At 60.8% G+C, this 24,142-nt stretch carries 18 protein-coding genes, 4 tRNA genes and 1 pseudogene; 14 read left to right on the top strand and 9 right to left on the bottom strand.

Translation table 11 applies throughout. The features are described 5' to 3' along the window. The first annotated feature begins 153 nt into the window (after window positions 1-153). Complete coding sequence (gene pyrF, locus BLR63_RS13210; RefSeq protein WP_010564966.1) at window positions 154-852, top strand: orotidine-5'-phosphate decarboxylase; 699 nt, start codon at window positions 154-156, stop codon at window positions 850-852. Between the two features lie 66 nt (window positions 853-918). Here the strand turns inward: pyrF and BLR63_RS13205 are convergent, their stop codons facing one another. Then, a complete protein-coding gene (locus BLR63_RS13205) occupies window positions 919-1,926 on the bottom strand; it encodes an NADP-dependent oxidoreductase (RefSeq protein ID WP_010564965.1) in 1,008 nt (335 codons plus the stop codon). A gap of 228 nt (window positions 1,927-2,154) precedes the next feature. Between BLR63_RS13205 and BLR63_RS13200 the strand changes: the two genes are divergently transcribed. The 4 genes and pseudogenes from BLR63_RS13200 (at window position 2,155) to BLR63_RS32375 (ending at window position 6,612) form a co-directional block, all read left to right on the top strand. Beyond that, window positions 2,155-2,916 carry an SDR family oxidoreductase gene (locus BLR63_RS13200; protein ID WP_010564964.1) on the top strand — a complete coding sequence of 254 codons (762 nt, stop codon included), beginning with the start codon at window positions 2,155-2,157 and terminating at the stop codon, window positions 2,914-2,916. Window positions 2,917-3,118: 202 nt separating this feature from the next. After that, window positions 3,119-4,531: an aminotransferase-like domain-containing protein gene (locus BLR63_RS13195; RefSeq protein ID WP_010564963.1), complete on the top strand. Its 1,413-nt coding sequence runs from the start codon at window positions 3,119-3,121 to the stop codon at window positions 4,529-4,531. An 80-nt stretch (window positions 4,532-4,611) separates the two neighbouring features. Further along, window positions 4,612-5,706, top strand: a pseudogene (locus BLR63_RS32380) (HAMP domain-containing protein); the annotation flags it as partial. Further along, window positions 5,695-6,612 (top strand): methyl-accepting chemotaxis protein, encoded by a 918-nt coding sequence (locus tag BLR63_RS32375; protein WP_373419537.1) that lies wholly within the window; start codon window positions 5,695-5,697, stop codon window positions 6,610-6,612. The pseudogene BLR63_RS32380 and the gene BLR63_RS32375, both read left to right, overlap by 12 nt. A gap of 170 nt (window positions 6,613-6,782) precedes the next feature. Here the strand turns inward: BLR63_RS32375 and BLR63_RS13185 are convergent, their stop codons facing one another. After that, entirely contained in the window at window positions 6,783-7,553 is a 771-nt protein-coding gene (locus tag BLR63_RS13185; RefSeq protein ID WP_010564961.1) for a hypothetical protein, read from the bottom strand. A 358-nt stretch (window positions 7,554-7,911) separates the two neighbouring features. On the opposite strand from BLR63_RS13185, the gene BLR63_RS13180 reads away from it, so the two are divergent. The 4 genes from BLR63_RS13180 (at window position 7,912) to BLR63_RS13165 (ending at window position 8,324) form a co-directional block, all read left to right on the top strand. Next, window positions 7,912-7,987: transfer RNA gene (locus BLR63_RS13180), tRNA-Glu, on the top strand. 2 nt (window positions 7,988-7,989) lie between these two features. Beyond that, window positions 7,990-8,065: transfer RNA gene (locus BLR63_RS13175), tRNA-Gly, on the top strand. A gap of 104 nt (window positions 8,066-8,169) precedes the next feature. Next, window positions 8,170-8,245: transfer RNA gene (locus tag BLR63_RS13170), tRNA-Glu, on the top strand. Between the two features lie 3 nt (window positions 8,246-8,248). Continuing rightward, window positions 8,249-8,324 (top strand) — tRNA-Gly (locus BLR63_RS13165). 256 nt (window positions 8,325-8,580) lie between these two features. Here BLR63_RS13165 and BLR63_RS13160 read toward each other — a convergent pair. Next, complete coding sequence (locus BLR63_RS13160; protein ID WP_010567554.1) at window positions 8,581-10,203, bottom strand: acyl-CoA synthetase; 1,623 nt, start codon at window positions 10,201-10,203, stop codon at window positions 8,581-8,583. Window positions 10,204-10,461: 258 nt separating this feature from the next. Here BLR63_RS13160 and BLR63_RS13155 point away from each other — a divergent pair, with 258 nt between their 5' ends. Next, a complete protein-coding gene (locus BLR63_RS13155; protein WP_010567553.1) occupies window positions 10,462-12,294 on the top strand; it encodes a PAS domain-containing sensor histidine kinase in 1,833 nt (610 codons plus the stop codon). A 16-nt stretch (window positions 12,295-12,310) separates the two neighbouring features. Then, window positions 12,311-12,946 carry a response regulator transcription factor gene (locus tag BLR63_RS13150; RefSeq protein ID WP_010567552.1) on the top strand — a complete coding sequence of 212 codons (636 nt, stop codon included), beginning with the start codon at window positions 12,311-12,313 and terminating at the stop codon, window positions 12,944-12,946. Window positions 12,947-12,952: 6 nt separating this feature from the next. Here BLR63_RS13150 and BLR63_RS13145 read toward each other — a convergent pair whose 3' ends face one another. Continuing rightward, entirely contained in the window at window positions 12,953-13,567 is a 615-nt protein-coding gene (locus BLR63_RS13145; RefSeq protein WP_010567551.1) for a TetR/AcrR family transcriptional regulator, read from the bottom strand. Beyond that, window positions 13,560-14,411 (bottom strand): 3-hydroxybutyryl-CoA dehydrogenase, encoded by an 852-nt coding sequence (locus tag BLR63_RS13140; RefSeq protein ID WP_010567550.1) that lies wholly within the window; start codon window positions 14,409-14,411, stop codon window positions 13,560-13,562. The genes BLR63_RS13145 and BLR63_RS13140 overlap by 8 nt, the downstream gene beginning before the upstream one ends. Before the next feature lie 161 nt (window positions 14,412-14,572). On the opposite strand from BLR63_RS13140, the gene BLR63_RS13135 reads away from it, so the two are divergent. Next, a complete protein-coding gene (locus BLR63_RS13135) occupies window positions 14,573-15,619 on the top strand; it encodes an AraC family transcriptional regulator (RefSeq protein WP_010567549.1) in 1,047 nt (348 codons plus the stop codon). Between the two features lies 1 nt (window position 15,620). On the opposite strand, the gene BLR63_RS13130 is transcribed toward BLR63_RS13135, so the two are convergent. Then, window positions 15,621-16,640, bottom strand: coding sequence for an AraC family transcriptional regulator (locus BLR63_RS13130; protein WP_010567548.1), 1,020 nt, complete (start codon window positions 16,638-16,640; stop codon window positions 15,621-15,623). A 259-nt stretch (window positions 16,641-16,899) separates the two neighbouring features. On the opposite strand from BLR63_RS13130, the gene BLR63_RS13125 reads away from it, so the two are divergent. Together BLR63_RS13125 and BLR63_RS13120 are read left to right on the top strand one after the other, a co-directional pair. Further along, the gene (locus BLR63_RS13125; protein ID WP_010567547.1) at window positions 16,900-18,678 is read left to right on the top strand and encodes an acyl-CoA dehydrogenase; all 1,779 of its coding nucleotides are present in this window, start codon (window positions 16,900-16,902) and stop codon (window positions 18,676-18,678) included. A 43-nt stretch (window positions 18,679-18,721) separates the two neighbouring features. Then, window positions 18,722-20,227, top strand: a complete 1,506-nt coding sequence (locus BLR63_RS13120) for an acetyl-CoA hydrolase/transferase family protein (RefSeq protein ID WP_010567546.1) — start codon at window positions 18,722-18,724, stop codon at window positions 20,225-20,227. 53 nt (window positions 20,228-20,280) lie between these two features. Here BLR63_RS13120 and BLR63_RS13115 read toward each other — a convergent pair whose 3' ends face one another. The 3 genes from BLR63_RS13115 to BLR63_RS13105 all read right to left on the bottom strand — a co-directional run bounded on the left by BLR63_RS13115 (window position 20,281) and on the right by BLR63_RS13105 (window position 24,126). Next, window positions 20,281-22,020: a dipeptidase gene (locus tag BLR63_RS13115; protein ID WP_010567545.1), complete on the bottom strand. Its 1,740-nt coding sequence runs from the start codon at window positions 22,018-22,020 to the stop codon at window positions 20,281-20,283. A gap of 184 nt (window positions 22,021-22,204) precedes the next feature. After that, window positions 22,205-23,422: a phospholipase D-like domain-containing protein gene (locus BLR63_RS13110; RefSeq protein ID WP_042947650.1), complete on the bottom strand. Its 1,218-nt coding sequence runs from the start codon at window positions 23,420-23,422 to the stop codon at window positions 22,205-22,207. Window positions 23,423-23,478: 56 nt separating this feature from the next. Further along, window positions 23,479-24,126, bottom strand: coding sequence for a MotA/TolQ/ExbB proton channel family protein (locus BLR63_RS13105; RefSeq protein ID WP_010567543.1), 648 nt, complete (start codon window positions 24,124-24,126; stop codon window positions 23,479-23,481). Window positions 24,127-24,142: the final 16 nt, after the last annotated feature.

The following is a 24,142-nucleotide window of genomic DNA, read 5'->3' as shown; positions in this document are numbered from 1 at the left end:
GTGGGCGTGTCGTGAATGTATCCGCTTTGAAACAATAGACCGAAATGTCCGCCGGATAGCGCTTGGTCAGTATTTACCGATCACCGGATCCCGCAACGGTGTCGCTTGCGCTACAATCCGCGCCGATTTCGACTTGCCTGAGAGCCCATTCCAATGTCCGTCTGCCAGACTCCTATCATCGTCGCCCTGGATTACCCCACCCGTGACGCCGCACTGAAGCTGGCTGACCAGTTGGACCCCAAGCTGTGCAGGGTCAAGGTCGGTAAGGAACTGTTCACCAGTTGCGCCGCGGACATCGTCGGCACCCTGCGTGACAAAGGCTTCGAAGTGTTCCTCGACCTGAAATTCCACGACATTCCCAACACCACCGCCATGGCGGTCAAGGCCGCCGCCGAAATGGGCGTGTGGATGGTCAACGTGCACTGCTCTGGCGGCCTGCGCATGATGACGGCCTGCCGTGAAGTGTTGGAACAGCGTAGCGGCCCCAAACCTCTGTTGATCGGTGTGACCGTGCTGACCAGCATGGAGCGCGAGGACCTGGCCGCTATCGGCCTGGACATCGAGCCGCAGGAGCAGGTGTTGCGTCTGGCCGCCCTGGCACAGAAAGCCGGTCTCGATGGCCTGGTGTGCTCGGCGCTGGAAGCCCACGCCTTGAAGGCCGCGCACCCGTCGCTGCAATTGGTGACGCCGGGTATTCGCCCGGCCGGCAGCGCCCAGGATGACCAGCGCCGCATCCTGACCCCGCGCCAGGCACTGGATGCGGGTTCGGACTACCTGGTGATCGGCCGCCCGATCAGCCAGGCGGCGGACCCGGCCAAGGCGTTGGCAGCGGTGGTCGCTGAGATCGCCTGAAACCTGAAGCGCACACGGCAAAAATTGTGGGAGGGGGTTTGCTCCCACATTCATAGCTGTGCCGTGTCAGTTGACCTTGAGCACCAGCTTCCCGAAGTTCTCGCCGTTGAATAGCTTCATCAACGTTTCCGGGAACGTCTCCAGCCCTTCGACGATATCTTCCTTGCTCTTGAGCTTGCCCTGCGCCATCCAGCCGGCCATTTCCTGTCCGGCGGCGGCAAAGTGGGCGGCGTGGTCCATCACCACAAAGCCTTCCATGCGCGCGCGGTTGACCAGCAGCGACAAATAATTCGCCGGGCCTTTCACGGCTTCCTTGTTGTTGTATTGGCTGATGGCCCCGCAAATCACGACCCGGGCTTTCATTGCCAGGCGGCTGAGGACCGCATCGAGAATGTCACCGCCGACGTTGTCGAAGTACACATCCACGCCTTTGGGGCACTCGCGCTTGAGTGCGGCGGGCAGGTCTTCGTTTTTGTAGTCGATGGCGGCGTCGAAGCCCAGTTCGTCCACCAGGAACGTGCACTTGTCGGCACCGCCGGCAATGCCAACCACGCGGCAGCCCTTGAGCTTGGCAATCTGCCCGGCAATGCTGCCCACGGCGCCGGCTGCGCCGGAGATCACTACGGTTTCGCCGGCCTTGGGCGCACCGGTTTCCAGCAGGGCGAAATAGGCGGTCATGCCGGTCATGCCCAGCGCCGACAGGTAGCGGGGCAGGGGCGCCAGTTTCGGGTCGACCTTGTAGAAGCCGCGCGGCTCGCCCAGGAAATAATCCTGCACGCCCAAGGCACCGTTTACATAGTCGCCGACGGCAAAATTCGGATTGTTCGACGCAATCACTTTTCCTACACCTAAAGCACGCATCACTTCGCCTATACCCACAGGCGGAATGTAGGATTTGCCTTCGTTCATCCAGCCACGCATGGCCGGGTCGAGGGACAGGTACTCATTGCGCACCAGCACCTGCCCGTCCTGGGGTGTGCCCACGGGCACTTCCTGATAGGTGAAGGTTTCCCGGGTAGCCGCGCCGACCGGGCGCTTGGCGAGCAGGAATTGGCGATTGGTCTGGGCGGTCATGGCAGGGACTCTTATGGAAATGAACCTGAAGTGATAGACCCTGAACGATTCGAGAGCAAGGCCCACCGGGGGGACGAATGCTCGTCGATAGATGTCGTTGATAGTGATCCGGGCAGCCTTATCACTGCGATTCATGCAGGGCCAACTGGCCTTCTGATAGTGCTGACGTGTGCGCCAGCCCGTTGACTAGACTCGACCCACGGCTATTTCTCCCACAGGACATTCTTCATGAGCATGACGTTTTCCGGCCAGGTCGCCCTGGTCACTGGTGCCGCTGCCGGTATTGGCCGCGCGACTGCGCTGGCATTCGCCGCCGAAGGTTTGAAGGTCGTCGTCGCCGACCTTGATGTGGCCGGCGGTGAGGGCACGGTTGCATTGATCCGGCAGGCCGGCGGCGAAGCACTGTTCGTGCGCTGCAATGTCACCCTGGAGGCGGATGTGCAGCAATTGATGGCGCGCACCGTCGACGCTTATGGCCGCCTGGACTATGCGTTCAATAACGCCGGGATCGAGATCGAGAAGGGCAAGCTGGCTGACGGCACCCTGGATGAGTTCGACGCCATCATGGGGGTCAACGTCAAGGGCGTGTGGCTGTGCATGAAGCACCAGTTGCCGTTGCTGCTGGCCCAGGGCGGCGGGGCCATCGTCAATACCGCCTCGGTGGCGGGGTTGGGTGCGGCGCCGAAAATGAGCATTTACGCCGCCTCCAAACATGCGGTGATCGGTCTGACCAAGTCGGCGGCCATCGAGTATGCGAAGAAGAAAATCCGCGTCAACGCCGTGTGTCCGGCAGTGATCGATACCGATATGTTCCGGCGTGCCTATGAAGCCGACCCACGTAAAGCCGAATTCGCTGCGGCCATGCATCCGGTCGGGCGCATTGGCAAGGTCGAGGAAATTGCCAGCGCGGTACTGTATCTGTGCAGCGACGGAGCTGCGTTTACCACCGGCCATGCGTTGACGGTGGACGGCGGCGCGACCGCCATCTAGGACCTTGCGCCGCAGGCTATTTGAAAAGTTCTGGGAGGGCTGTGAGGCTTTTCCAGGGCTGGCAAAACGCCGTGGCCGAATATGTATCAACAGGTAAATAAGTCAATAAAATCAATACTTTAATAATTGTTTATGGCCGGTCAATACAGGCTTCTGTGCTTAACTCTTTGGGTTGATAACAGACAGTTGAAGTGAGTGGCTCATGGATTTAGGGATCGATCGACAAGCCCTTGTACCGGTGGTGCAGCAAATCGTCAGCGCCGTGGCAGAGTGGATTCGCAAGAACGGCGTGAGCCCCGGTACACGTCTGCCGTCCATTCGGCAGTTGGCCCTCGATAACCTGCTCAGCCAGTCCAGTGTGATCGAGGCATTCGAGCGGATGGTCGCTCAGGGGTTGCTGGCGTCCAGGCAGGGTTCTGGTTTTGTAGTGGCCCAACCGCCTACGCTGCATGAAGGCCATTGGTATGAAGGCGCAGAGCGGGAGTGGGGCGCCTTTGCCGATAATCCATTGGGTGAACTGAAGCTGGGGTGCGGCTGGTTGCCGGATGCCTGGCGCGAAAGCGACGACATCAGTTATGCGATTCGCGAAGTCACCCGCACCGACACCGCCGGCCTGTTCAACTACAGCACGCCATTGGGGCTGCCGACGTTGCGCGAGCAACTGCTCAAGCACCTCACCCGGCTTCGTGTCGCCACCAGCCTCGATCGTATCCTGACGACCGCAGGCGCCAGCCATGCCCAGGACCTGCTCATCCGTACGCTGCTCAAGCCCGGTGACAGCGTTGTGGTCGAAACCCCTGGCTATGGCAACCTCTATCGCCAACTGGCGTTTCACGGGGTCCGGTTGCTGGAAGTCCCGCGCACTTGTGGGGGCCCGGATATTCCGGCGTTGGAAGTGCTGTTGCAGCGCCATCGTCCCAAGTGCCTGTTCATCCACAGCCTGTATCACAATCCCACAGGCAGCAGCCTGTGCCGCGCAGTGGCCGAGCGTTTGCTGGAGTTGGCGGCCTGCCACGACTTCCTGATCATTGAAGAGGACGTCTACGGCGATCTGCAACACGCCAGTTGCACACGCCTTGCGGCACTGCCCCACGAGGATCGGGTGATTTATGTGGCCAGCTTTTCCAAGACCCTGAGCAGTGCGCTGAGGGTCGGCTATCTCAGTGCCAGCGTGACGCTCATCGAGCAATTGGCCAGCCTCAAGACCTTGACCGGTTTCGGCACTTCGCGGTTTGCCGAGGCCGTGGTGGCGACGCTGCTGGCCAATGGCACGTACCGCAAGTGGGTGCAGCGTCTGCGCAAACGGCTGCGCACGGAAATGGCCGCCACCTTGCAAGTGCTGGAGGATGAAGAGTGGGAGGTATTCGCCGTGCCTGCCGGGGGCATGTTCCTGTGGGCGCGACCGGGGAGAGCCGATCATTCCCGGCTGCAGGCGTGTGCCCGGCGGCTCGGGGTGTTGTTGTCGCCAGGGGCGTTGTTCAGTCCGACCTGCGAGCACAGTGAGTGGCTGCGGATCAACGTAGCTTATGCGGCGGACGAGCGGGCCGTGGCGTTGTTCCGGGACATGGGGCCCACCAGATCGACCTCGACCATTCTGAAAACGACGGGCGTGTAGCTTTTTGCCATTATTCCGGCGCCAACGTCTTGTGTTCTGTGGCTTGTGATTGCCAATCTCACTTCTTGTAACCAGGCTTCATGGCATCTGCCATTGCAAGAGGATTCAACGCAATGATTTCGGGCGCACAACGACGTTTCGCCAACCTTGGGATGGCAAAAAAACTGGGCTTGGGCTTCACCCTGGTGCTGCTGCTGACGGCGCTGGTAGCCGCCATTGGTGTGTGGTCCCTGCAAACGGTCGGGCAGCGTTTCGAAGGCCTCAAGGCCATGTCGTCGCTCAACAGTGGCTTATTGAACGTGCGCCTGATCGAGCAGGACTATGCGTTGCATGCCGACCCCAAGTCGGTCGACGCCTTGCACGAAAGCCTCGACGCCCTGGCGGCCCAGGCCAATACGCTCAAGGCGCAGTCAACCGCCAATGGGCCGGCGATGGCTGCAGTCGAACAGGCCTTGGCCGCCTACCGCAAGGCTTTCGATGAATTTGTCGAACTGACCCAGACCAAGGACCTGGCCCTGGAAATGGCCAGTTGGTCAGTGTCCAGCGTGGCCAATAACCTTGACGTCTTGCAGGCCGGGCTGGCCGACGATGGGGCTTACGCTCTCAAGGAAAGCCAGGGCAAGGCGGGCGGCGAGTTCATTGAGCAGGCGGGGCAGGTCAGCCAGGTTTCGCGCTTGATGTTGCAGGCGATGAACGAGGCCCATGTGCGTCTCGATCAGAGCCGCAAGGGGGATGAAGACGCTGCCGGGCAAGGCAAGATCGAGCAGGCCGACCAGGCCTTGGCCCAGGTCGAGCAACTGAAAACTTCGGTCAAGGACGCCGGCTACCAGACGGTGCTCAACGAAGTCTCGGGGCATATCGCCGCGTTCAGCGAAAAACTGGGCGAATACACCGGCCTGTTGGCGCAGGAAAAAGTGGTCTACAAGCAATTGCATGATCGAGCCGCCCAAGTGGTCAGCCAGGTCAACCAGGCCTATGCCGCCGAAGACCTGTCGATGCAGACGCAGCTGAAGAAAAGCGCGCTGATGATCATCGGCTCGTCGGCCCTGGCCTTGCTGGTGGGGTTGATTGCCGCCTGGGTGATTACCCGGCTGATCGTTGCGCCGCTGCGCAGGGTGATCGCCGTGGCCCAGCAGATCGCCGCTGGCGATTTGAGTGGGCGCATGGACGTCAGCCGTCGCGATGAAATCGGCCAGTTGATGCTGGCAATGCAACAGATGGGCAATGGCTTGAGCCAGATGGTCAGCGGCCTGCAGGCCGGTATCGAGCAACTGGCCAGTTCGGCGCATACCTTGTCCAGCGTCACCGAGCAGACCAATGTCGAAGTCAGCAGCCAGAAGGAAGAAACCGAACAAGTCGCCACAGCGATGAACCAGATGACCGCCACGGTGCATGACGTGGCGCGCAACGCCGAAGAGGCCGCACAAGCAGCGCAGACGGCGGATGACAAGGTCGACAGCGGCCAGCGGGTGGTGCGCCAGAGCTTGCAGCGCATTGAGTTGCTGGCCACCTCCAGTACCAGCGCCAGCGCGAGTATCGAGAGCCTGAGTGCGGAAATCCAGAACATCGGCACCGTGTTGAGTGTGATCAAAAGCGTGGCCGAACAGACCAATCTGCTGGCGCTCAACGCTGCCATCGAAGCTGCCCGCGCCGGCGAACAGGGGCGGGGCTTTGCGGTGGTGGCGGACGAGGTGCGGGCATTGGCCAAGCGCACCCAGCAATCGACCGAAGAAATCGAACGGCTGGTCAGCACGTTGCGCGGCGCCGCGCAGTCATCGGTGCAGCAGATCCGACAGAGCGGCGAGCTGGTGAAACTGGCGGTCAGCGATGCCCTGGAAACCGAAAGCGCCCTGGGCAGCATCGCGGTGGCCGTGTCGTTGATCCAGCAGATGAACCAGCAGATCGCAGCTGCGGCCGAGGAGCAAAGCTCGGTGGCCGAAGAGATCAATCGCAGTGTCACCAGTATTCGTGCGAGCGCCGATCAGTCGGCGTTGAGCATGCAGGGCAATGCCGCCTCAAGTACCCAGCTGGCGCAATTGGGGGCGGAGCTCAAAGGGATGGTGGGGCACTTCCGGCTGTGATCGTCGTCGGAGGGCGATCAATGTGCCGGGGGGCTCGGTTGCGGCCGGCCAGGAACGTCAGCGGCGCACCATTGACGAACGGCCGGTTTTCCCCGCTGGAGATATACCTGGGGCCTGGAATCCGCATTGCATATGGCGAACAGGGTTCGCCATATCGGTGAAGGGGCCTATCAGTCGTAGATGACTTTCTTTTTCCACTCGGCATCGGCTTCGACCGTTTTCATGCCTTCGGTCAATTCGTTGACCTCGTCTTCGGTCTGCTTGCTGTTGGTCAGTACGGTGGAGTTAGCGCGGGCCAGTTGACCTTCCAGTAATTGCAGTTGCGCGCTATAGAGGGCGGGCTCCGGCTGCTTGCGCAGGTACTGCACGCCACGCTCGAAGGCCAGTCGCGCCTGGCCGGGCTGGCCCTGATGCAGGGCGTGCTGGCCGAGGTTGTTGAAAAACTCGATGTGCAGCAGCACCAGGATATGCCGAATTTCCTTGATCCAGTGCTTGGCCTCGTTGGTCGGCAGGAAACCGTCCTGTGCGGCGCGGGTGACCTGGCCGTGCAAGGCTTCCAGCAGGAAGCGTACATCCTTGGCCTTGGCTTCGGTCTGGATCGGGGCGGGCGGGTTGGTCACCGGGATCGATTCACCCTGGGCCACCAGTGCGTTCAGCTCAGCGATGCGGGCCTTGAGGGGCGCGCTGGTTCGATTGAGGTTCAACAGACGCTGGTTGACGTTGAGCTCCAGCCGGGTCAACAGCAGCTTGAGCGCCGGGGTCATCAACTGGCCAGGGAATGTCTCGGTGATTTCACCGCAACGGCGCAGGCGATCGTTAAGCTCGATCTCGGTACGCTTCTTTTCCAGCTTGTTGTTTTCCACCATGTGGTTCATATAGCCAATGGCGATCAGTATTACGATCCCGGCTATTACCAGCAGGGTGATCATGAGTGGTGTCACCGGTGCGACCTCTTTATAGGGTTTGCTGTGGAGTGTAGTGACTGAGTCATCCGGCGGATAGGACTGATCGACCAGTTGCCCAGGTAGTTTCTTCTATATAGGTAAGCGTCCCGTGGGTAGATGCACATTGCCATCATTTGCTGAGGTGGACTATAACGCCTTGTCGGGCGCCAGAATATAGGCGTCAAAGCTCGGACGGGCAGAATCCCCGCACAGGCCGGTAAACCAGGGCGAAGTCATTGATTTAAATAAATTTATCCTTAGGGGTTGACGACCTTTCAATCCATCCATAGAATGCGCGCCACTTACAGCGTAAAGCACACAGCGAAACGCGGTAGGGAGTGAATGTTGTACGTGTGTCCCCTTCGTCTAGTGGCCTAGGACACCGCCCTTTCACGGCGGTAACAGGGGTTCGAGTCCCCTAGGGGACGCCAATGCGGGAATAGCTCAGTTGGTAGAGCACGACCTTGCCAAGGTCGGGGTCGCGAGTTCGAGTCTCGTTTCCCGCTCCAATTTTAAGCAGTGTTGCCTTCGGGCGGCATTGAGTGAAACCAGGACCAAGTCTTCGGACGAGGCCTCTGGGCACTGGAATACACACCATGTATTTCAGTAGCGTGTCCCCTTCGTCTAGTGGCCTAGGACATCGCCCTTTCACGGCGGTAACAGGGGTTCGAGTCCCCTAGGGGACGCCATTTGCGGGAATAGCTCAGTTGGTAGAGCACGACCTTGCCAAGGTCGGGGTCGCGAGTTCGAGTCTCGTTTCCCGCTCCAATTTTTGATTCGCAGTGCCCGCTGGGCCTGGGAGTCAGCGAAAAAAAGACGCTTCGGCGTCTTTTTTCGTTTGTGCAATAAATTAAATACAGAATCTCAGTTCAATGGGATTCGGGGGGGGGGGGCGGAGCACCGCACCCCTGAACCAAAAAAAATGCCCTCCATATCAGGAGGGCATTTTTTTTGGCCGGCTGCATCAATCCTGCCCGCTGGCGTCCATGGGGTGGGCGCAGCGATCAGGATTGATGGGCGCGGGTCAGAGCTTTTTCGCCATGTCGCGCAGCATGAATTTCTGGATCTTGCCTGTCGAGGTCTTCGGCAGCTGGGTGAAAACCACGGTGCGCGGCACCTTGAAGCCTGCCAGGTGTTCACGGCAGAAGCTGATGACGTCGGCTTCGCGGATGTTCTGGTGGTCAGCCTTGAGGGTGACAAAGGCGCACGGCGTTTCACCCCACTTTTCATCGGGGCGTGCGACCACGGCAGCTTCGAGGATTGCCGGGTGCCGGTACAGCACGCCTTCAAGTTCGATAGTGGAGATGTTCTCGCCGCCGGAGATGATGATGTCCTTGAGCCGGTCGCGGATTTCCACGTAGCCGTCAGGATGGGTCACCGCCAGGTCGCCGGTATGGAACCAGCCGCCTTCGAACGCTTCGGCGGTTGCCGTAGGGTTCTTCAGGTAGCCCTTCATTACCGTATTGCCCCGCATGAAAATCTCACCGATGGTGTGACCATCATGGGGGGTGGGTTCGAGGGTTTTCGGGTCGGCGACCATCACCCCTTCCAGGGTCGGATAGCGCACACCCTGACGAGCCTTGATCTGCGCACGTTCGTCGAGCGGCAGTTCATCCCATTCCGAGTGCCAGGCGCACAGCGTCACCGGGCCATACACTTCGGTCAGGCCGTAGACGTGGATCACCTTGATGCCCATTTCTTCCACGGCGCCGATGACCTTGGCGGGTGGTGCCGCGCCGGCGACCATGGCGTTCACCGGATGATCGATGGCGGCTTTGGCCGAGTCGGGCATGTTTACCAGGGCGTTGAGCACAATCGGTGCGCCGCACAGGTGAGTGACCTGATGTTCGTGGATCAGGTTGAGGATTTTCTGCGGGTCGACGCGGCGCAGGAACACGTGGACCCCGGCCAATGCCGTGATGATCCACGGGTAGCACCAGCCGTTGCAGTGGAACATCGGCAGTGTCCACAGGTACACGGGGTGGTTGCCGACCGCCCAGATCATTTGGTTGCCCAGGGAGTTCAGGTAAGCCCCACGGTGGTGGTAGACCACGCCCTTGGGGTTGCCGGTAGTGCCCGAGGTGTAGTTCAACGAAATGGCTTGCCATTCGTCCTCAGGCCACTGCCAGGCGAAATCCGGGTCGCCCTCGGCGAGAAACGCCTCGTAGTCCAGGTCGCTGACCGGCTGGCCTTCGCCGTATTCCGGGTCGTCGACGTCGATGACCAAGGGCGGATGGTCGAGCATGCCGATGGCTGCATGCACCACATCATGGAATTCGCGGTCGGCGATCAGTACCTTGGCTTCGCCGTGGGCGAGCATGAACGCGATGGCTTCGGCATCCAGGCGTACGTTGAGTGCATTGAGTACCGCGCCAATCATCGGCACGCCGAAATGCGCTTCGAGCATGGCGGGAATGTTGGGCAGCATGACGGCCACGGTGTCGTTTTTACCGATCCCGCGACCGGCGAGGGCCGATGCCAGGCGCCGGCAGCGGCTGTAGGTCTGTGCCCAGGTGGCGCGTATCGACCCGTGGATCACGGCAGGGTAATCGGGATAGACGCTGGCAGTACGTTCGATGAAGCTTAAAGGCGAAAGAGCAATATGGTTAACGTTGGTCGGCTCGAGGCCTTGGTCAAAAATGGACATGGTGCGGATACCCGGTGGCTGATTATTAGCTCTATTGTTCGAGACGCTGGTAACGGCAGACAGGCTGATGGTGCTGGCCTGGGGGCTTTATCGTTGGCAAGCCGATCCCTGCGGGAAAAGCTCGAAGACCTCTCCGGCGGCTTTTATATACTGTTCGTGTGGATATATGGAAGTACTACCTGTGTTGTATAGTATATCTACTATATCTTGATTAAACGCTTCCGCAGATACCGGCGGCGTTACCCCTGCAAAGGTTTGATGATGATCGGTAATTCTGCACATTTACCCGGCGGTTCACCCCTGCTTGCGCATGATCCGCAGCCGAGTCTCCTGCTGGACGCTCAGGCGCAGCCGCTGGAGCTCAACGCCGCACTGCGGGTGTTGCTTGAGCAGTTGTCCCTGGTCGATTGTAGACGCCTGTTGCCGATCAATTGCTTGCCGTTGGTCCAGGCCTGCCTCGTGCAGCAACGGGCGATCGAAGGCGTCGAGGCGCAATTCGCCGACCGCATTCTGGTGTGGACCTTCATTCCTGGCCCTGGCGAAAATCGCGTGCTGGCCCGTTGCCGGGAAGCCAGCGCGCAGATTGTCGCCGAGCGCGAATCTGCCAAGGCACGGCGGCTGTATCGGCTGATTATCGAAAACACCACCGACTTGATTTCCCGGCATACCCCGGACGGCGGTTTTCTCGATGCTTCGCCGGCTTCCTGGGCCTTGTTGGGGTATTGGCCGGGGGAGTTGCGCGGGACGCTGGCACAACGCCTGTTCCATCGCCAGGGCTTGGCGGCCATGGTGCGGCGGGCCCGGGAAGGCCTGGAGCAGGACGGTTATTACACCATGACCTATCGCATCCGCCATCGCCGTGGCCATTACCTGTGGTTTGAAACCGCTTGCCGGGCGATCCGCGAGACTTACACGGGGGCGGTGGTGGAGGTGGTCAGCGTGTCCCGCGATATCACCGCCAGGGTCCAGGCCGAGGAAACCACACGGCGCCTGGCCGATGTCGTGGAAGCCAATACCGACCCCGTGTTGTTTATCCAGCCCGATGGTGCCGTCACGTATCTCAACCCTGCCGCGCGACGCATCCTGAGGCTGGCTGAATCGCCCAGCATGCCGAGCCTGGCGCAGTTTCTGGGTCGCGATGTATTGGCACGCTTGCAGCACGAAGGTTGGAGCGGCGCCGAACGCGATGGCTGTTGGAGCCTCGATACGCGCCTGCAGCCGTTGGGTGTGGCCGTGTCGGTGCCGGTGGTGCTGATGGTGCTGGCCCATCGTTCCGCCAGTGGCGAGCGCTTTTATTCGCTGGTGGTCCGTGATCTTACCGAGCGCGAATTGCGTGAAGCCCAGCAGCGTCATCATCAGGACGAACTGGCTCACACCGCGCGCCTGGTGACCCTGGGTGAGCTGGCGTCGGGCATCGCCCATGAAATGAATCAGCCGTTGGCGGCAGTGGTCAATTACGCCAATGCGAGCCAGCGTTATTTGACCGCTCTGGGCAGCGATTCGCCGGCAGCCGAGCGGGTGGCCCAAGGCCTGGAGCGGATCTCGGTGCATGCCAATCACGCCGCGCAAGTGATCAAGCGCTTGCGCGCGTTTCTGCGCAAGGGGCGCCGCCGCATGGAGGCGCTCAACCCCGGCGAGGTGGCCCGCGAAGCGGTGCGCCTGTGTGCCTGGGAGGCCAGCGATTGTCAGGTGGCGATCGAGGATCGCCTGCCGGATAATCTGCCGCTGATTTACGCCGACCGGGTGCTGCTCGAGCAGGTGCTGCTGAACTTGCTGCGCAATGCCATTGATGCGAATCGCGAAGCCCATCCCGGCCAGCCTTCGCTGATCGTCATGAGCGCATTGGCGCAACGTGACGGGTGGGTGCAGATCGATGTGAGCGATCAGGGCCCCGGCGTTTCGCCGGCGCAGTTGGAGCAGATATTTACGCCGTTCTACACCAGCAAGGCCAATGGCCTGGGCCTGGGCTTGTCCATGAGTCGCAGCATCATCGAAGGTTTCGGTGGCGAGTTGCAGGCCGAGCCGATGCCGGTCGGGCTGCAAATGTGCTGTCGCTTGCCGACGCTCGCCCAGAGCGGTGCCCCACAATAAGAAGAGGAATCAAGTCATGGTGAGCGTGACGGAGCAGGTGGTGTATGTGGTCGATGATGACCAGGGGATGCTCGACTCGACCGTGTGGTTGCTGGAATCGGTGGGCCTCAAGGCGCTGCCGTTTACCAGTGGCCGCGAGTTTCTCGAGGCCTGCGACAGCCGCCTCAACGCCTGCGTGCTGCTGGATGTGCGCATGCCGGGCATGGGCGGCCTGAATGTGCAGGAACACATGCGCAGCCGTGACTTGCACCTGCCGGTGATTTTCGTCAGTGGTCACGCCGATGTGCCGATTGTGGTGCGTGCGTTCAAGGCCGGGGCGCATGACTTTATCGAGAAGCCTTACAACGAGCAGTTGCTGCTGGACAGTGTGCTGCAAGCCTTGAGCAAGGCCGATCATCGCCAGAGCCTCGGTGAAGGGCCTGCGCGGGTACAAGCGCGGATGCAGCAACTCACGCCACGGGAGCGTGATGTGTTGCTCCCGCTGGTGCAGGGCTATACCAATCGGGAAATCGCCGAGCAGTTGGGCGTCAGCGTCAAGACCATCGATCTGTATCGCGCCCGCGTCATGAAGCGCATGGCGGCCAGCCATTTGCCGGAGTTGGTGGGCATGGCGATTGCCGTTGGCCTGGTGGACCCTTTGCAACTGCGCTGATCGACCTCAGGCCACGGCGATCTGCAAGCTTGGCCTGTCGCTGGCTCTCGGCGCCAGCACGCGCTCGATGGCGCCGGTCAGCAGGTTTTCCAGTAGCTCAGTGCGTTCGGCATCGTCCAGCGTCTGCCCGGCCAGCCAGCTCGGCGCATTGTTCAGTAGCGTGGCGATGGCGTGGCCGGCCGCTTGCAGAGCGTGGACGCTCAACCGCCGTGGTCGCCCGAGCATTTGCAGCAGTCGGCGCTCGTATTGTTCGCGCAGTTGTCGGACCCGCAGTTGCTGGTCCTCCGTGAGGCAGCTGCAATCACGCTCCGCCAGGCGGAAATGCCAGGGCATTTCCTGATGTAAATCCAGGTGGGCGTGAATCAGCCGTTGCAGATTGTCCTGGCGAGCGCGTGGTCGTTGTTCGACGCGCCCCAGGGTGGTCAGCAATTCTTCGTAGAACTCTTCGATCCAATCCAGCAACAGGTGCTGCTTGCTGGGGTAGTGGTGGTACAGCGAGCCCGGGGTCAGCCCCAGGCTGCTGGCCAGCTCGCGCATGCCGACTTGACCGAAGCCTTTGCTGGCGAGCAACTCCAGGGCCTTGTTACGGTGTTCGCACAGGCGCGAGCGATACTCAGCCATAGGTGTGGAAGCCACGCCCGGTCTTACGCCCCAGGTAACCGGCGGCCACCATTTCCCTGAGCAGTGGCGCGCTGCGGTATTTGCTGTCCTGGAAGCCCTCGTAGAACGCCTCGAGGATCGCCAGCAAAGTGTCCAGGCCAATCAGGTCGGCAAGGGCCAGCGGGCCGATTGGCTGATTGCAGCCCAGGGACATGCCGGCGTCGATGTCTTCGGCGCTGGCCAGGCCTTCCTGGAGCACCAGGATCGCTTCGTTGATCATCGGCACCAGAATCCGGTTGACCACGAAACCTGGGCGGTTGCCGGCAGTGATCGCGGTTTTGCCCAGGTACTGCGCCAGCTCGATGGCTTGGGCGTGGGTGGTGTCGCTGGTCTGCAGGCCACGAATCACTTCGATCAGGCCCATCACCGGCACTGGGTTGAAGAAGTGCAGGCCGATAAAGCGCTCGGGGGCATTAACGCCGGCGGCCAGTTCGGTGATGGACAGCGATGATGTGTTGGATGCGATCACACACTGCTCGCTGACGTTAGCGGCGATCTGCTGCAGCACGCGTCGCTTCAGTTCCAGGTTTTCCGTGGCCGCCTCGATGACCCACTGGGCATTGGCCAGGCTGGCGTAGTCGGTGCTGGTGTGGATATTGCCCAGGGCCGTATGCTTCTGGGGTTCGCTGAGGATGCCCTTGCTGACTTGGCGATCGAGGTTCTTGCTTACGGTGGCCAGGGCTTTTTCCAGGGCACCTGCGGAGATGTCCAGCAAGGTCACGTTGATGCCGGCCACGGCGCAGATCTGGGCGATGCCGTTACCCATGGTGCCCGCGCCGATCACGCCGATATTGTGCAGATTCATCGTCACTCTCTCTTCAATTGTGCGGTGCCGTTGCACGACAGGCATGCCTTGCAATACGGTCTATTGGGCGAGAGTCTAGGGCCCGACAATGTGGCGGCCTATGCCGAAACCTGTCAGTTGTATTGGCGTTTCTTACCATGTGTCCGCTACAGGAACTCAGAATGATGCCCACGCGGGAAAAGGATTCGGTTGCAGTCTACTTCGTGCAGGTCATGATCCATGCGCTGCGGGATCAGCCGGAGCGGCTCGCCGCCGTGCTGCACGAAGCGGGCATCGCGCCGGCGCTGCTGACCCAGCCCGAGGCCCGGGTGCCGGCCAGTGCGTTTGCGGCGTTATGGCTGATTCAGATTCGTGAGTTGAACGATGAGTTCTTCCGCCTGGACTCTCATGGCATGCCGCCGGGCAGTTTTGCCCTGATCTGCCGCGGCCTGATCCAAGAGCCGAACCTGGGCAAGGCGCTCACCCAGTGCCTGGCCAGCTTCGCCCTGTTCCTGCGCGACTTTCGCGGCAGCCTCAGCGTGCATGGCAAGCGCGCGGTACTCAGTCTGGACATCGGCGGCGGCGATGAAGAGACGCGTCGTTACGGCGAGGAAACCTTTCTGGTGTTGATGATCAGCCTGCTGTGCTGGCTGGGCGGGCGGCGCGTGCCCATCGATCGCGCGGACTTTCGCCATGCGCGTGCGCCCCTCAGCGACGATCAACTGCTGTGGGGCTACAACCTCACGTTTGGCGCGGCCCGTACCGAAATCGAATTTGCCAGCAGCTACCTGCGTCTGGCGGTGGTGCAGGACCTGGCGTCGCTCAAGGTATTTCTGCGTACCGCGCCGCAATGGCTGGTGATCCGCTTTCGCAACCAGGACGGCGTGTCGACCCAGGTGTATCAACGCTTGCGTGGCAGCCACTACAGCCGATGGCCGGCGCTGGAGGCCCTGGCGGCGGACTTGCATATGAGCCCCAGTACCTTGCGTCGTCGCCTGGAGCGTGAGGGGTGTTCGTTTCAGGAGATCAAGGACGAAGTGCGCCGCAGTGTGGCGTTGGAGTTGCTGTGCCAGACACGTGCCAGCATCGGCGACATTGCCGCGCAGAGCGGTTTTCAGGAACCCAGTGCATTCCATCGCGCGTTCAAGAAGTGGACTGGCGAGAGCCCTGGTCGTTACCGCGAGCGGGTCCAGGGCAAGGCGTCTCGGCCTGCGCGCCTGGACGCCTGAGTCATTTCCGGTTGAGCGCTGCGTCGCGGTAAGTTCTGGGTAACTCGCCAGTCCATTGGCGGAAGGCCCGGGTGAATGCCGAAGGGTCCGAGAAGCCAAGCTGTTGCGATGTCTGATTGATCGACATCGACGTCTGGCTCAAGTAGTGAATGGCCATGTCGCGGCGCACCCCGTCCTTGAGCTTCTGAAACTTGCTGCCTTCGGCCAGTAGCTTGCGCCGCAGTGTTCTTTCCGTCAGGTGCAGCTCACTGGCGGTGCTCTGGATGGTGGCCTTGGCGAGATCGCCGATGTTCTCCAGGTGATCCAGCACCCGCCGCGTATAAACCGGGTAATAGGCGGGGCGAGTGAACCAGTCCACCGGGGCTCGCTGCAGGTGATAGGCCAGGGTTTCCGCGGTCTGCACCAGCGGCGCGGTGAGGATCCGGGCGTCGAACACCAGGCAGGTCTCGGGTTGGTCAAAATGTATGGGGCAAGGAAACATCAAGCGGTATTCCGCCGAGTGGACCGGCTCGGGATGATCGAACGTCACCCGCTTGAGCGTGATCCGCTGGCCAATCAGCCAACTCGGGAAGCGATGCCAGAGCAACAGTAAAAATCCCCTCAGCAGGTATTCGGGGTCCAGGCTCGGATCGCTCAAGGCCATTGAAAACATGGCCTCATCACCGACGACTTTCAGCTCCAGGTGCAGGGAGTCGTTCATCACGTTGTAGAAGTGGCTGAGCTTGTAATACACCGAATGCAGGTTGTGCGAGTGGATCACTTGCTTGGCCATGATCGCGAAGCAGCCCTTCGGACAGCGCTGCGAACCCGCGCCGAAAAACTCGTCGTCACTCAACCGCCAGACGGCTTGCATCAAGCGACTGAACTGGTCGGGAGTGATGCGCAGGTGAAGGTTATCCAGGCGCTTTCGGCTGATGCCGGCTTCCTTGAGCAATACCTCTTCGTCAAGCGTGAGGCGGCGCGCGGCCGCCATCAGGATATGGGCGAAGTACATGGAGATTGAATAACGCTCGATGCCCATCGTTCAGTGGTCCGGTAGCAGGGGGAGGGTAGTTTAGCCAAAAGTGACTGTCCGTTTATGTCTGTTTTTAGACTGATTTTGTAATTGCCACGCAGGGCTGGATCGGAGGAAGCTGAATAGAGCTATGCGCTGCTGGCGCTATCCCTGCTTGATACCGTCCCTGGTTTTCAGGGTAATGGCCGTTTTGGTTCATTACCCAGTACGGGGCAATGGGCAAAGGGGGAGCGGCCTGTCTAACGAGTGAATGAGGAAAGTAACAATGAGTGGTTATGCCCATCCGTACCGCGACACCGAATTCGTGCTGGAGGCTCTGGTCGGATTTGAGCAACTGTGCGCGAGCGCCCAGCTTCAGGATGTCAACAGCGAGCTGGTCTCGGCCATCTTGAGCGAGGCGGGCCGCCTGGGTTCCGGCGTACTGGCGCCGCTCAACCGGGTCGGTGATACCCAAGGTACGCACCTGGGGGAGAACGGGGTACAGGAAGCGCCGGGTTTTGCCGATGCGTATCGGCAATTCCAGGAAGGCGGCTGGCCCTCGTTGACCGCTAAGGAACAATACGGCGGGCAAAACCTTCCGAACGTAATCGGCACGGCCGTCAATGAAATCTGGCACTCCGCCAATATGGCCTTCGCCTTGTGCCCCATGTTGACCCAGGGCGCTATCGAAGCCATCGCCCATCACGGCTCGGCCGAACTGCAAGCTGCCTACCTGGACAAATTGGTGAGTGGCGAATGGACCGGGACCATGAACCTGACCGAGCCGGATGCCGGCTCCGACCTGGCGGCCATCAAGAGCCGCGCCGTGCCTCAGGGCGACCACTATTTGATCACTGGTCAGAAAATTTTCATCACCTGGGGCGACCACCAGATGACCGACAACGTCGTGCATTTGGTCCTGGCGCGCTTGCCGGATGCGCCAGCGGGCGTCAAAGGCATTTCGCTGTTCGTGGTCCCCAAGTTCCTGCTCGATGCCCAAGGCCAGCCGGGCGTGCGCAATAACGTGCAGTGCATCTCCCTGGAACACAAATTGGGCATCCATGGCAGCCCGACCTGCGTGATGAATTTCGGCGATCCTGAAGGCGCGGTCGGTTATCTGGTCGGCGAGCCGCACATGGGCCTGGCCTGCATGTTCACCATGATGAACCACGCCCGCCAGAGTGTCGGCCTGCAGGGCTTGTCGATTGCCGAGCGCGCTTACCAGCAGGCCCGTCAATACGCCAAAGACCGTCTGCAAGGCACGCGCAAGGACGGCAGCCGTTTCTCGATCATTCACTTCCCCGATGTGCGCCGGATGCTGATGCAGATGAAAGCGTCCATCGAAGCGATGCGTGCGTTGTCCCTGGTGGCCGCCGCCGAGGTCGACCGTGCTGCGCATGCGCCCACCCCAGAGCTTGCGCACCAGCATCAGGGCCGGGTCGATGTGTTCACCCCGATCGTCAAAGGCTGGCTGACCGAATTGGCCCAGGAAGTCACCTCCCTCGGTGTACAGATCCACGGCGGCATGGGCTTTATCGAAGAGACCGGTGCGGCGCAGCATTATCGCGATGCGCGCATCCTGACCATTTATGAAGGCACCACCGGCATTCAGGCCCTTGACCTGGTAGGGCGCAAGACCCTGCTGAACCAAGGCGCGTTGCTGAACAGCCTGCTCGAAGAAATGGATCAAACCGTCGAGCAACTGCGCCACATCGACGCCCTCGACTATCAGGCAGTGGCGTTGGCCGCCGCGCTGGGCGCCGGACGCGAGGCCTTGTCGCTGTTACTCGACAACGCCAAGCGCGATGCGGATTGGGCCGGCAGTGTCAGCGTTAACTTCCTGATGCTCTTCGGCTACCTGTCGGGCGGTTGGCTCATGGCACGTTCTGCCGTGCAGGCGCACGCGCAACTGGAAGCCGGCACGGGCGATGCCGAGTTCCTCAAGGCTAAAGGCGTCAGCGCACGCTTCTACGCCGAGCAACTGCTGCCCCGTGTACACGCATTGTTGGCAGCAGTCAGCGCTGGGAGCGCGAGCATCATGGCGTTGGACGACGAACAGTTCTGACATCGCGTTGGTTTTTGTGCCTAACTTTTTTGAGGTTCACCCCATGCATCACCAGCGCATCCGCCTGGATTCCTTGCACGAAAAAATCATGAGCGCGGCGCAGGCCGCCGCGTTCATTCACGACGGCATGACCGTGGGCATGAGTGGTTTCGGTGGCGCAGGGGACGCCAAGGCCGTGCCACTGGCGCTCATCGAGCGGGCTCGGCAAGACCCGCTCAAGATCAACCTGATTACCGGCGCGAGCCTCGGTCGTGGCCTCGACGGGCAGATGGCCGAGGCCGGGCTGCTGGCGCGGCGCATGCCGTTTCAAGGCGACCCGGTGCTGCGCAAGGCGATCAACGAAGGTCGCGTGGTGTTTATCGACCAGCATCTGAGCGAAGTGGTCGAGCAACTGCGTGACGGCAGCCTGCCCAATCCCGATGTTGCGGTGATTGAAGCGGTGGCGATCACCGAGCAGGGTCATATCGTGCCGACGTCTTCAGTCGGCAATTCGGCCAGTTTCGCCCAGACGGCACGGCAGGTCATCGTTGAGCTGAACCTGGCCAGCAGCCCTTATTTTGAAGGGATGCACGATATTTTCCTGCCCCACGGACGCCCTGGCCGCGGACCGATTCCGATCATCAGCCCGGATGATCGCATCGGCACCCAGGCCATCGCGATCGACCCTGCCAAGATCGTCGCCATCGTGCTTTGCGATACGCCGGAATCGGCCATTCCCATGCTGCCGCCCGATCATGAGACCCAGGCGATTGCCGATCATCTGGTGGCTTTTTTCGAGCAAGAGGTAGAACACGAGCGCTTGGGTCGAAGCCTGGCGCCGTTGCAAGTCGGCGTCGGCTCCATTGCCAACGCCGTCATGTGTGGGCTGATCGATGCGCCGTTCAGCGATCTGGTGCAGTACTCGGAGGTGTTGCAGGATTCCACCTTTGAACTACTCGACGCGGGCAAGCTGAAGTTTGCCTCTGGCTGTTCGATCACCCTGTCCGGCCCTTGTGGCGAGCGGGTGTTCGGCAACCTGGACAAATACGCCGATCGCCTGGTGTTGCGACCCCAGGAAATATCCAATCACCCGGAAGTGATTCGCCGGTTGGGCGTGATTGCCATCAACACGGCGCTGGAGTTCGACCTGTACGGAAACGTCAACTCCACCCACGTCGGCGGTACGCACATCATGAATGGCATCGGTGGCTCGGGAGACTTCGCCCGTAACGCACTGCTGTCGATTTTCGTGACCAAGTCCATCGCCAAGGACGGTGCGATTTCCCGCGTGGTGCCGATGGTCAGCCATGTCGACCACACCGAGCATGACGTCGATATCCTGGTGACTGAACAAGGGTTGGCAGACCTGCGTGGCCTGGCGCCGAAGGAACGAGCCGAGTTGATCATCAACAACTGCGTGCATCCGGATTACCGCGAAGCATTGAGAAGCTATTTCACGGCGGCGTGTGCCAAGGGTGGGCATACGCCTCACGTCTTGAGCAAGGCCTTGAGCTGGCACATCAACCTGCAGGAAACCGGTTCCATGCAGGTGGCGGCTGCCAGCGTTTAAGGTATCTGCGCCAACTCAAACAAGCCCGCCAGTGCGGCGGGCTCCTGCCGCACTCAGAGCTTCGGTAACTGACCGACCCGCGCCATCATTTCGGTGACGATCTGCAGGTCCAGGAGGAACTGCTCGACCGTCTTGAACTCATTGTCAGTGTGCCCGGTGTACTTCTCTTCCGGGCGTGCCAGGCCGAACTGCACGCCGTTGGGCAGTTCATGCACGGAGGTGGCGCCGGCCGAGGTGCCGAACGCATGTTTCATGCCCAGGTTTTCCGTGGCCACCGCCAACAAGGCCTTGACCCACTCACCTTCCGGGTTGCGGTACATCGGTTCGGCGATCGAGTAGGTGAAGTTCACGTTGATCTTGGTTTTCTTGTCCCAGGTGCTGAGTTTGTCGGCGATCTCCGCTTTGAGTTTCTCCGGCGACTTACCCTTGGGTACGCGCAGGTTCACCGCCAGCTTGAAGGCTTTGTCATCCAGGTCGACGAATGTCGGCGAGGTGGTCAGCGGCCCCATGAAGTCATCGGCGAAACCCACGCCTAATTTGCCGCCCAGATAGTCCAGTCCCCAATTGTCGGCGGCATAACGCGCCGCGTCGGTGATGTGGTTGTGCTTGAGGGCGATCTTGCCGTCGACGCTGTGGATCAGCCCCAGCATACGCGCGACCGGGTTCACCCCGGATTCGGGTTCGGATGAGTGCGCGGAGACTCCAGTGACCGTCAACTGCACCTCTTTGCCTACCACCTTTGCATTCACCTGAAAGTCAGCGCCATTGCGCTTGGCGTATTGCGCGCCGGCCTCTTGCAGGCTGGCCGCCAATTCGGCGGGTTTGTCACTGAGCAACGTGGCGACCGACGCCGAGGGAATCTGATTGGTAGCTTTACCGCCGGTCATAGCGATGATTTCTGCGCCTTTGCCCTCGCCTTTGCGGCGCGGGAAGATGGCCATGACCGTGCCGTAGCCTTTTTCGGCAATGACCACCGGGTAACCGCCATCCAGCGCCAGGTTGTAAGGCGGCGTCGGGTTGCGTTCAAAGTAATAGGGGATCGCGTCGCCGGAGGTTTCTTCGGTGGTGTCCACCAGCAGCTTGAACGTGCGCGCCAGCGGCAGCTTCTCTTCCTTGATCACCTTCATGGCGTACATCGCCACCACGATGCCATTTTTGTCGTCTTCAGTCCCGCGGCCGTACATGCGGTCGCCGATCAGCGTGAACTTGAACGGATCAAGCCGGGTACCGTCTTTCAGCACCCAGTTTTCCGGCGTCACCGGCACCACATCCGCGTGCGCGTGGATGCCCACCACTTCATCGCCACTGCCTTCCAGGGAGATTTCGTACACGCGGTTGTCGATGTTACGGAAATTCAGGTTGAAGGCTTTCGCCAAGCCCTGCAGTTTGTCGGCGATTTTGAGAAATTGCGGGTTTTTATACTGCGGCAGGCCGTCGACGTTGAACGTCGGAATTTCCACCAGCTCGCGCAGGGTCTCAGTGGCGGCCTTGGCGTATTTCAGCCGTGCATAAATGCCCAGCAGGCGATTGAGTTCGTTCTGTTGCTCGGCGCTAAGGGGTTTGTGCTCGAGAAAGGCGTTGATCGCCTGGCCCACATCGCTGGTTTTGCCCAGCTCGCCCTGTGCCAGGGTGCCGAGGAAACTGTTGAAGTCTGTGACCGAGGTTTCGCTGAAATTCTTCAGAATCGCCGTGCTTTGCTGTGGGGTGATGTTGGCGAAAGCTGGGCTGACTAAGGTCGAGAGGCCCGCTGCGAACACGCTGGCGACAGCCAATTGCTTGAGTGGAAAGTACATGGCGGGACGCATTCCTTTGCTGGTAATGAGTGGGAAGTTTCTGATCATTAAGTCAGAAATATTTCCACACACTACCACCGCCGGGGTTGAGAGTGGCAGACCTTGGTGTAGGAAATTTCTAAGTCAAACGCCCCCCCGTCGGTGAGTACATCCTTGTGGGTGCGGGCGTTGAATCGTGTGCAGGTCAAGGTTGGCCAGGGTGCGGCGCGGGGTAATCGGCCGTTACGTCCAGTGCTTTAGCATAGGGCCCATCCCACAACTGTTCATGCAATTGTCCTATACGCTTGGCCATCGCTTCGCTGCGCATGACCACCTCCAGGTTGCGCGAATTATCCAGATAGCCGCCCAGCCAATTGCTGGTGCCGACCCACGCCACTTGCCCGTCGATCTCCAGGGTCTTGCTGTGGATCACCCGTGCATAGGGGATAAACCCTTGCTTGGCCTGGGGCAGGGTGACGATCTTGATCTGTACGTTGGGCAACACCGCGAGGCTTTTCAAATAGGGCAGTTCCAGCGCGTCGGTGTTCCAGTTGGACACCATCAGCTTGATCGACACTCCGCGTGCGGCGGCCGCACGTACGGCGTTGTCGATCACCGCATAGTAGGGTCGGGTTTTATCCGGTCCGTAGGACAGCGGCGCGTAGTCCAGCAGTTGCACGCGCACTTCATGCTTGGCTTCGCCGAGCAAGCGCGGCAATTCGAGTTGGGAATCGCCCACCCCGGGCGGGTTGTAGCGTTGCGGGCTGGCCACCAGGTAATTGCCGCTGCGCGCAGGCGCCTGGCCGGCCATCGGCAGCGGCACCGGGCTGTGTGCGCTCAGCGCCGCCTGGGCTTGCCAGTCCTGATCGAAAATCGCCTGGACCTGGCCGACCACCGTGGCGTCGGTGATGCGCAGCCCGGTTTCGTGGATATGTTCCAGGGAACGCCAGTCGAAATTCTGGCTGCCGACAAACGCCTGCCGCCCATCCACCACCATGTATTTGGCGTGGATGATGCCGCCACTCAGTTGCGCGTAGGGCAGCACGCGCAAGGTCAGGTTGGGAATCGCGCGCAGGCGTTCCAGGGTGGAGGCTTCTGATAGGCGAATGCCTTTTTCCTCCAGCAGGAAGCGAATTTTCACGCCGCGTTTACCGGCGGCTTCCAGGCGCTCGATCACCCGCTCCAGCACTGAACCTGGATGGTCGGCGGCATAAAACTGGCCGATGTCGATCGTGCTTTTCGCGCCGTCGAACAGCTCGATCCATACCGGGCCCGGCTGGCGCAAATCGGTGGTAGCCAGTTCGGTGTCCAGCGGCACGGTATGTACCAGTTCAAACCCCGGAATTGAAAAGTCCGCCTGGGCCAGCGGACTGAGTAGCAAGCCGGCGAGTCCGGCGATACGGCATTTCATCGATAGGCTCATAGGCATCTCGTCAGGGAAAAAGACAGGGCGGGCGCCTCAGACGCCAGCCCTGACGGTCATGCCGTGCGGCTATGCAACGGCGTGGACACCAGGTGCGGCACTTCGCCCTGTACGCGGGCCCCGGTGGCGGCGCGGATCAGCAAGATTTTCAACTGATCGTTGATGCGTTCCAGGCTGTCCTGGAAGAAGTTGTGGAACACCACGCAGAACAGCGCGATGGCGATCCCCAGGCCCGTCGCGAACAACGCGGTGCCGATACCGCCGGAAATCTGCCCAGGGTCGGACACCCCCGCGCTGGCCAACGCCTTGAAGGTGTCGATGATGCCGAGGATGGTGCCGAGCAAGCCCAGCAACGGCGCGGCGGTGGTGATGGTTTCGATGATCCACAGGCTGCGGGCCAGCGGGGCGCGGGTGGTCAGGTACTGGGTTTCGATCACATCATCCAGGTCCTTGCGTGAACCCTGCGAGGCTTTCTGTGCCAGCACCGGCATCACCATGTTCAGCGGCAGGCTGTCGCGGCGGCTCAGGCTTTCCGGCAGGTCACGTTCGCTGTGTACATGGGCGCCCAGCACCTCGGTCAAGGCACGGGCCTGGCGGCGCACATAGGCGAAGTAAATACCGCGCTCGATGGTGATAAAGATGGCGATGGCCATCGCGGCGTACATCACATAGAAGGTGATGTCGTGGAGCAGGTTCATGTTCATGTTCGATTACCTCGCC

The sequence above is a fragment of the Pseudomonas extremaustralis genome, from assembly GCF_900102035.1.
Classification (GTDB): Bacteria; Pseudomonadota; Gammaproteobacteria; order Pseudomonadales; family Pseudomonadaceae; genus Aquipseudomonas; species Aquipseudomonas extremaustralis.
The sequence above is the reverse complement of the archived record's forward strand: the minus strand, read 5'-3'. Positions and strand labels throughout refer to the sequence as shown.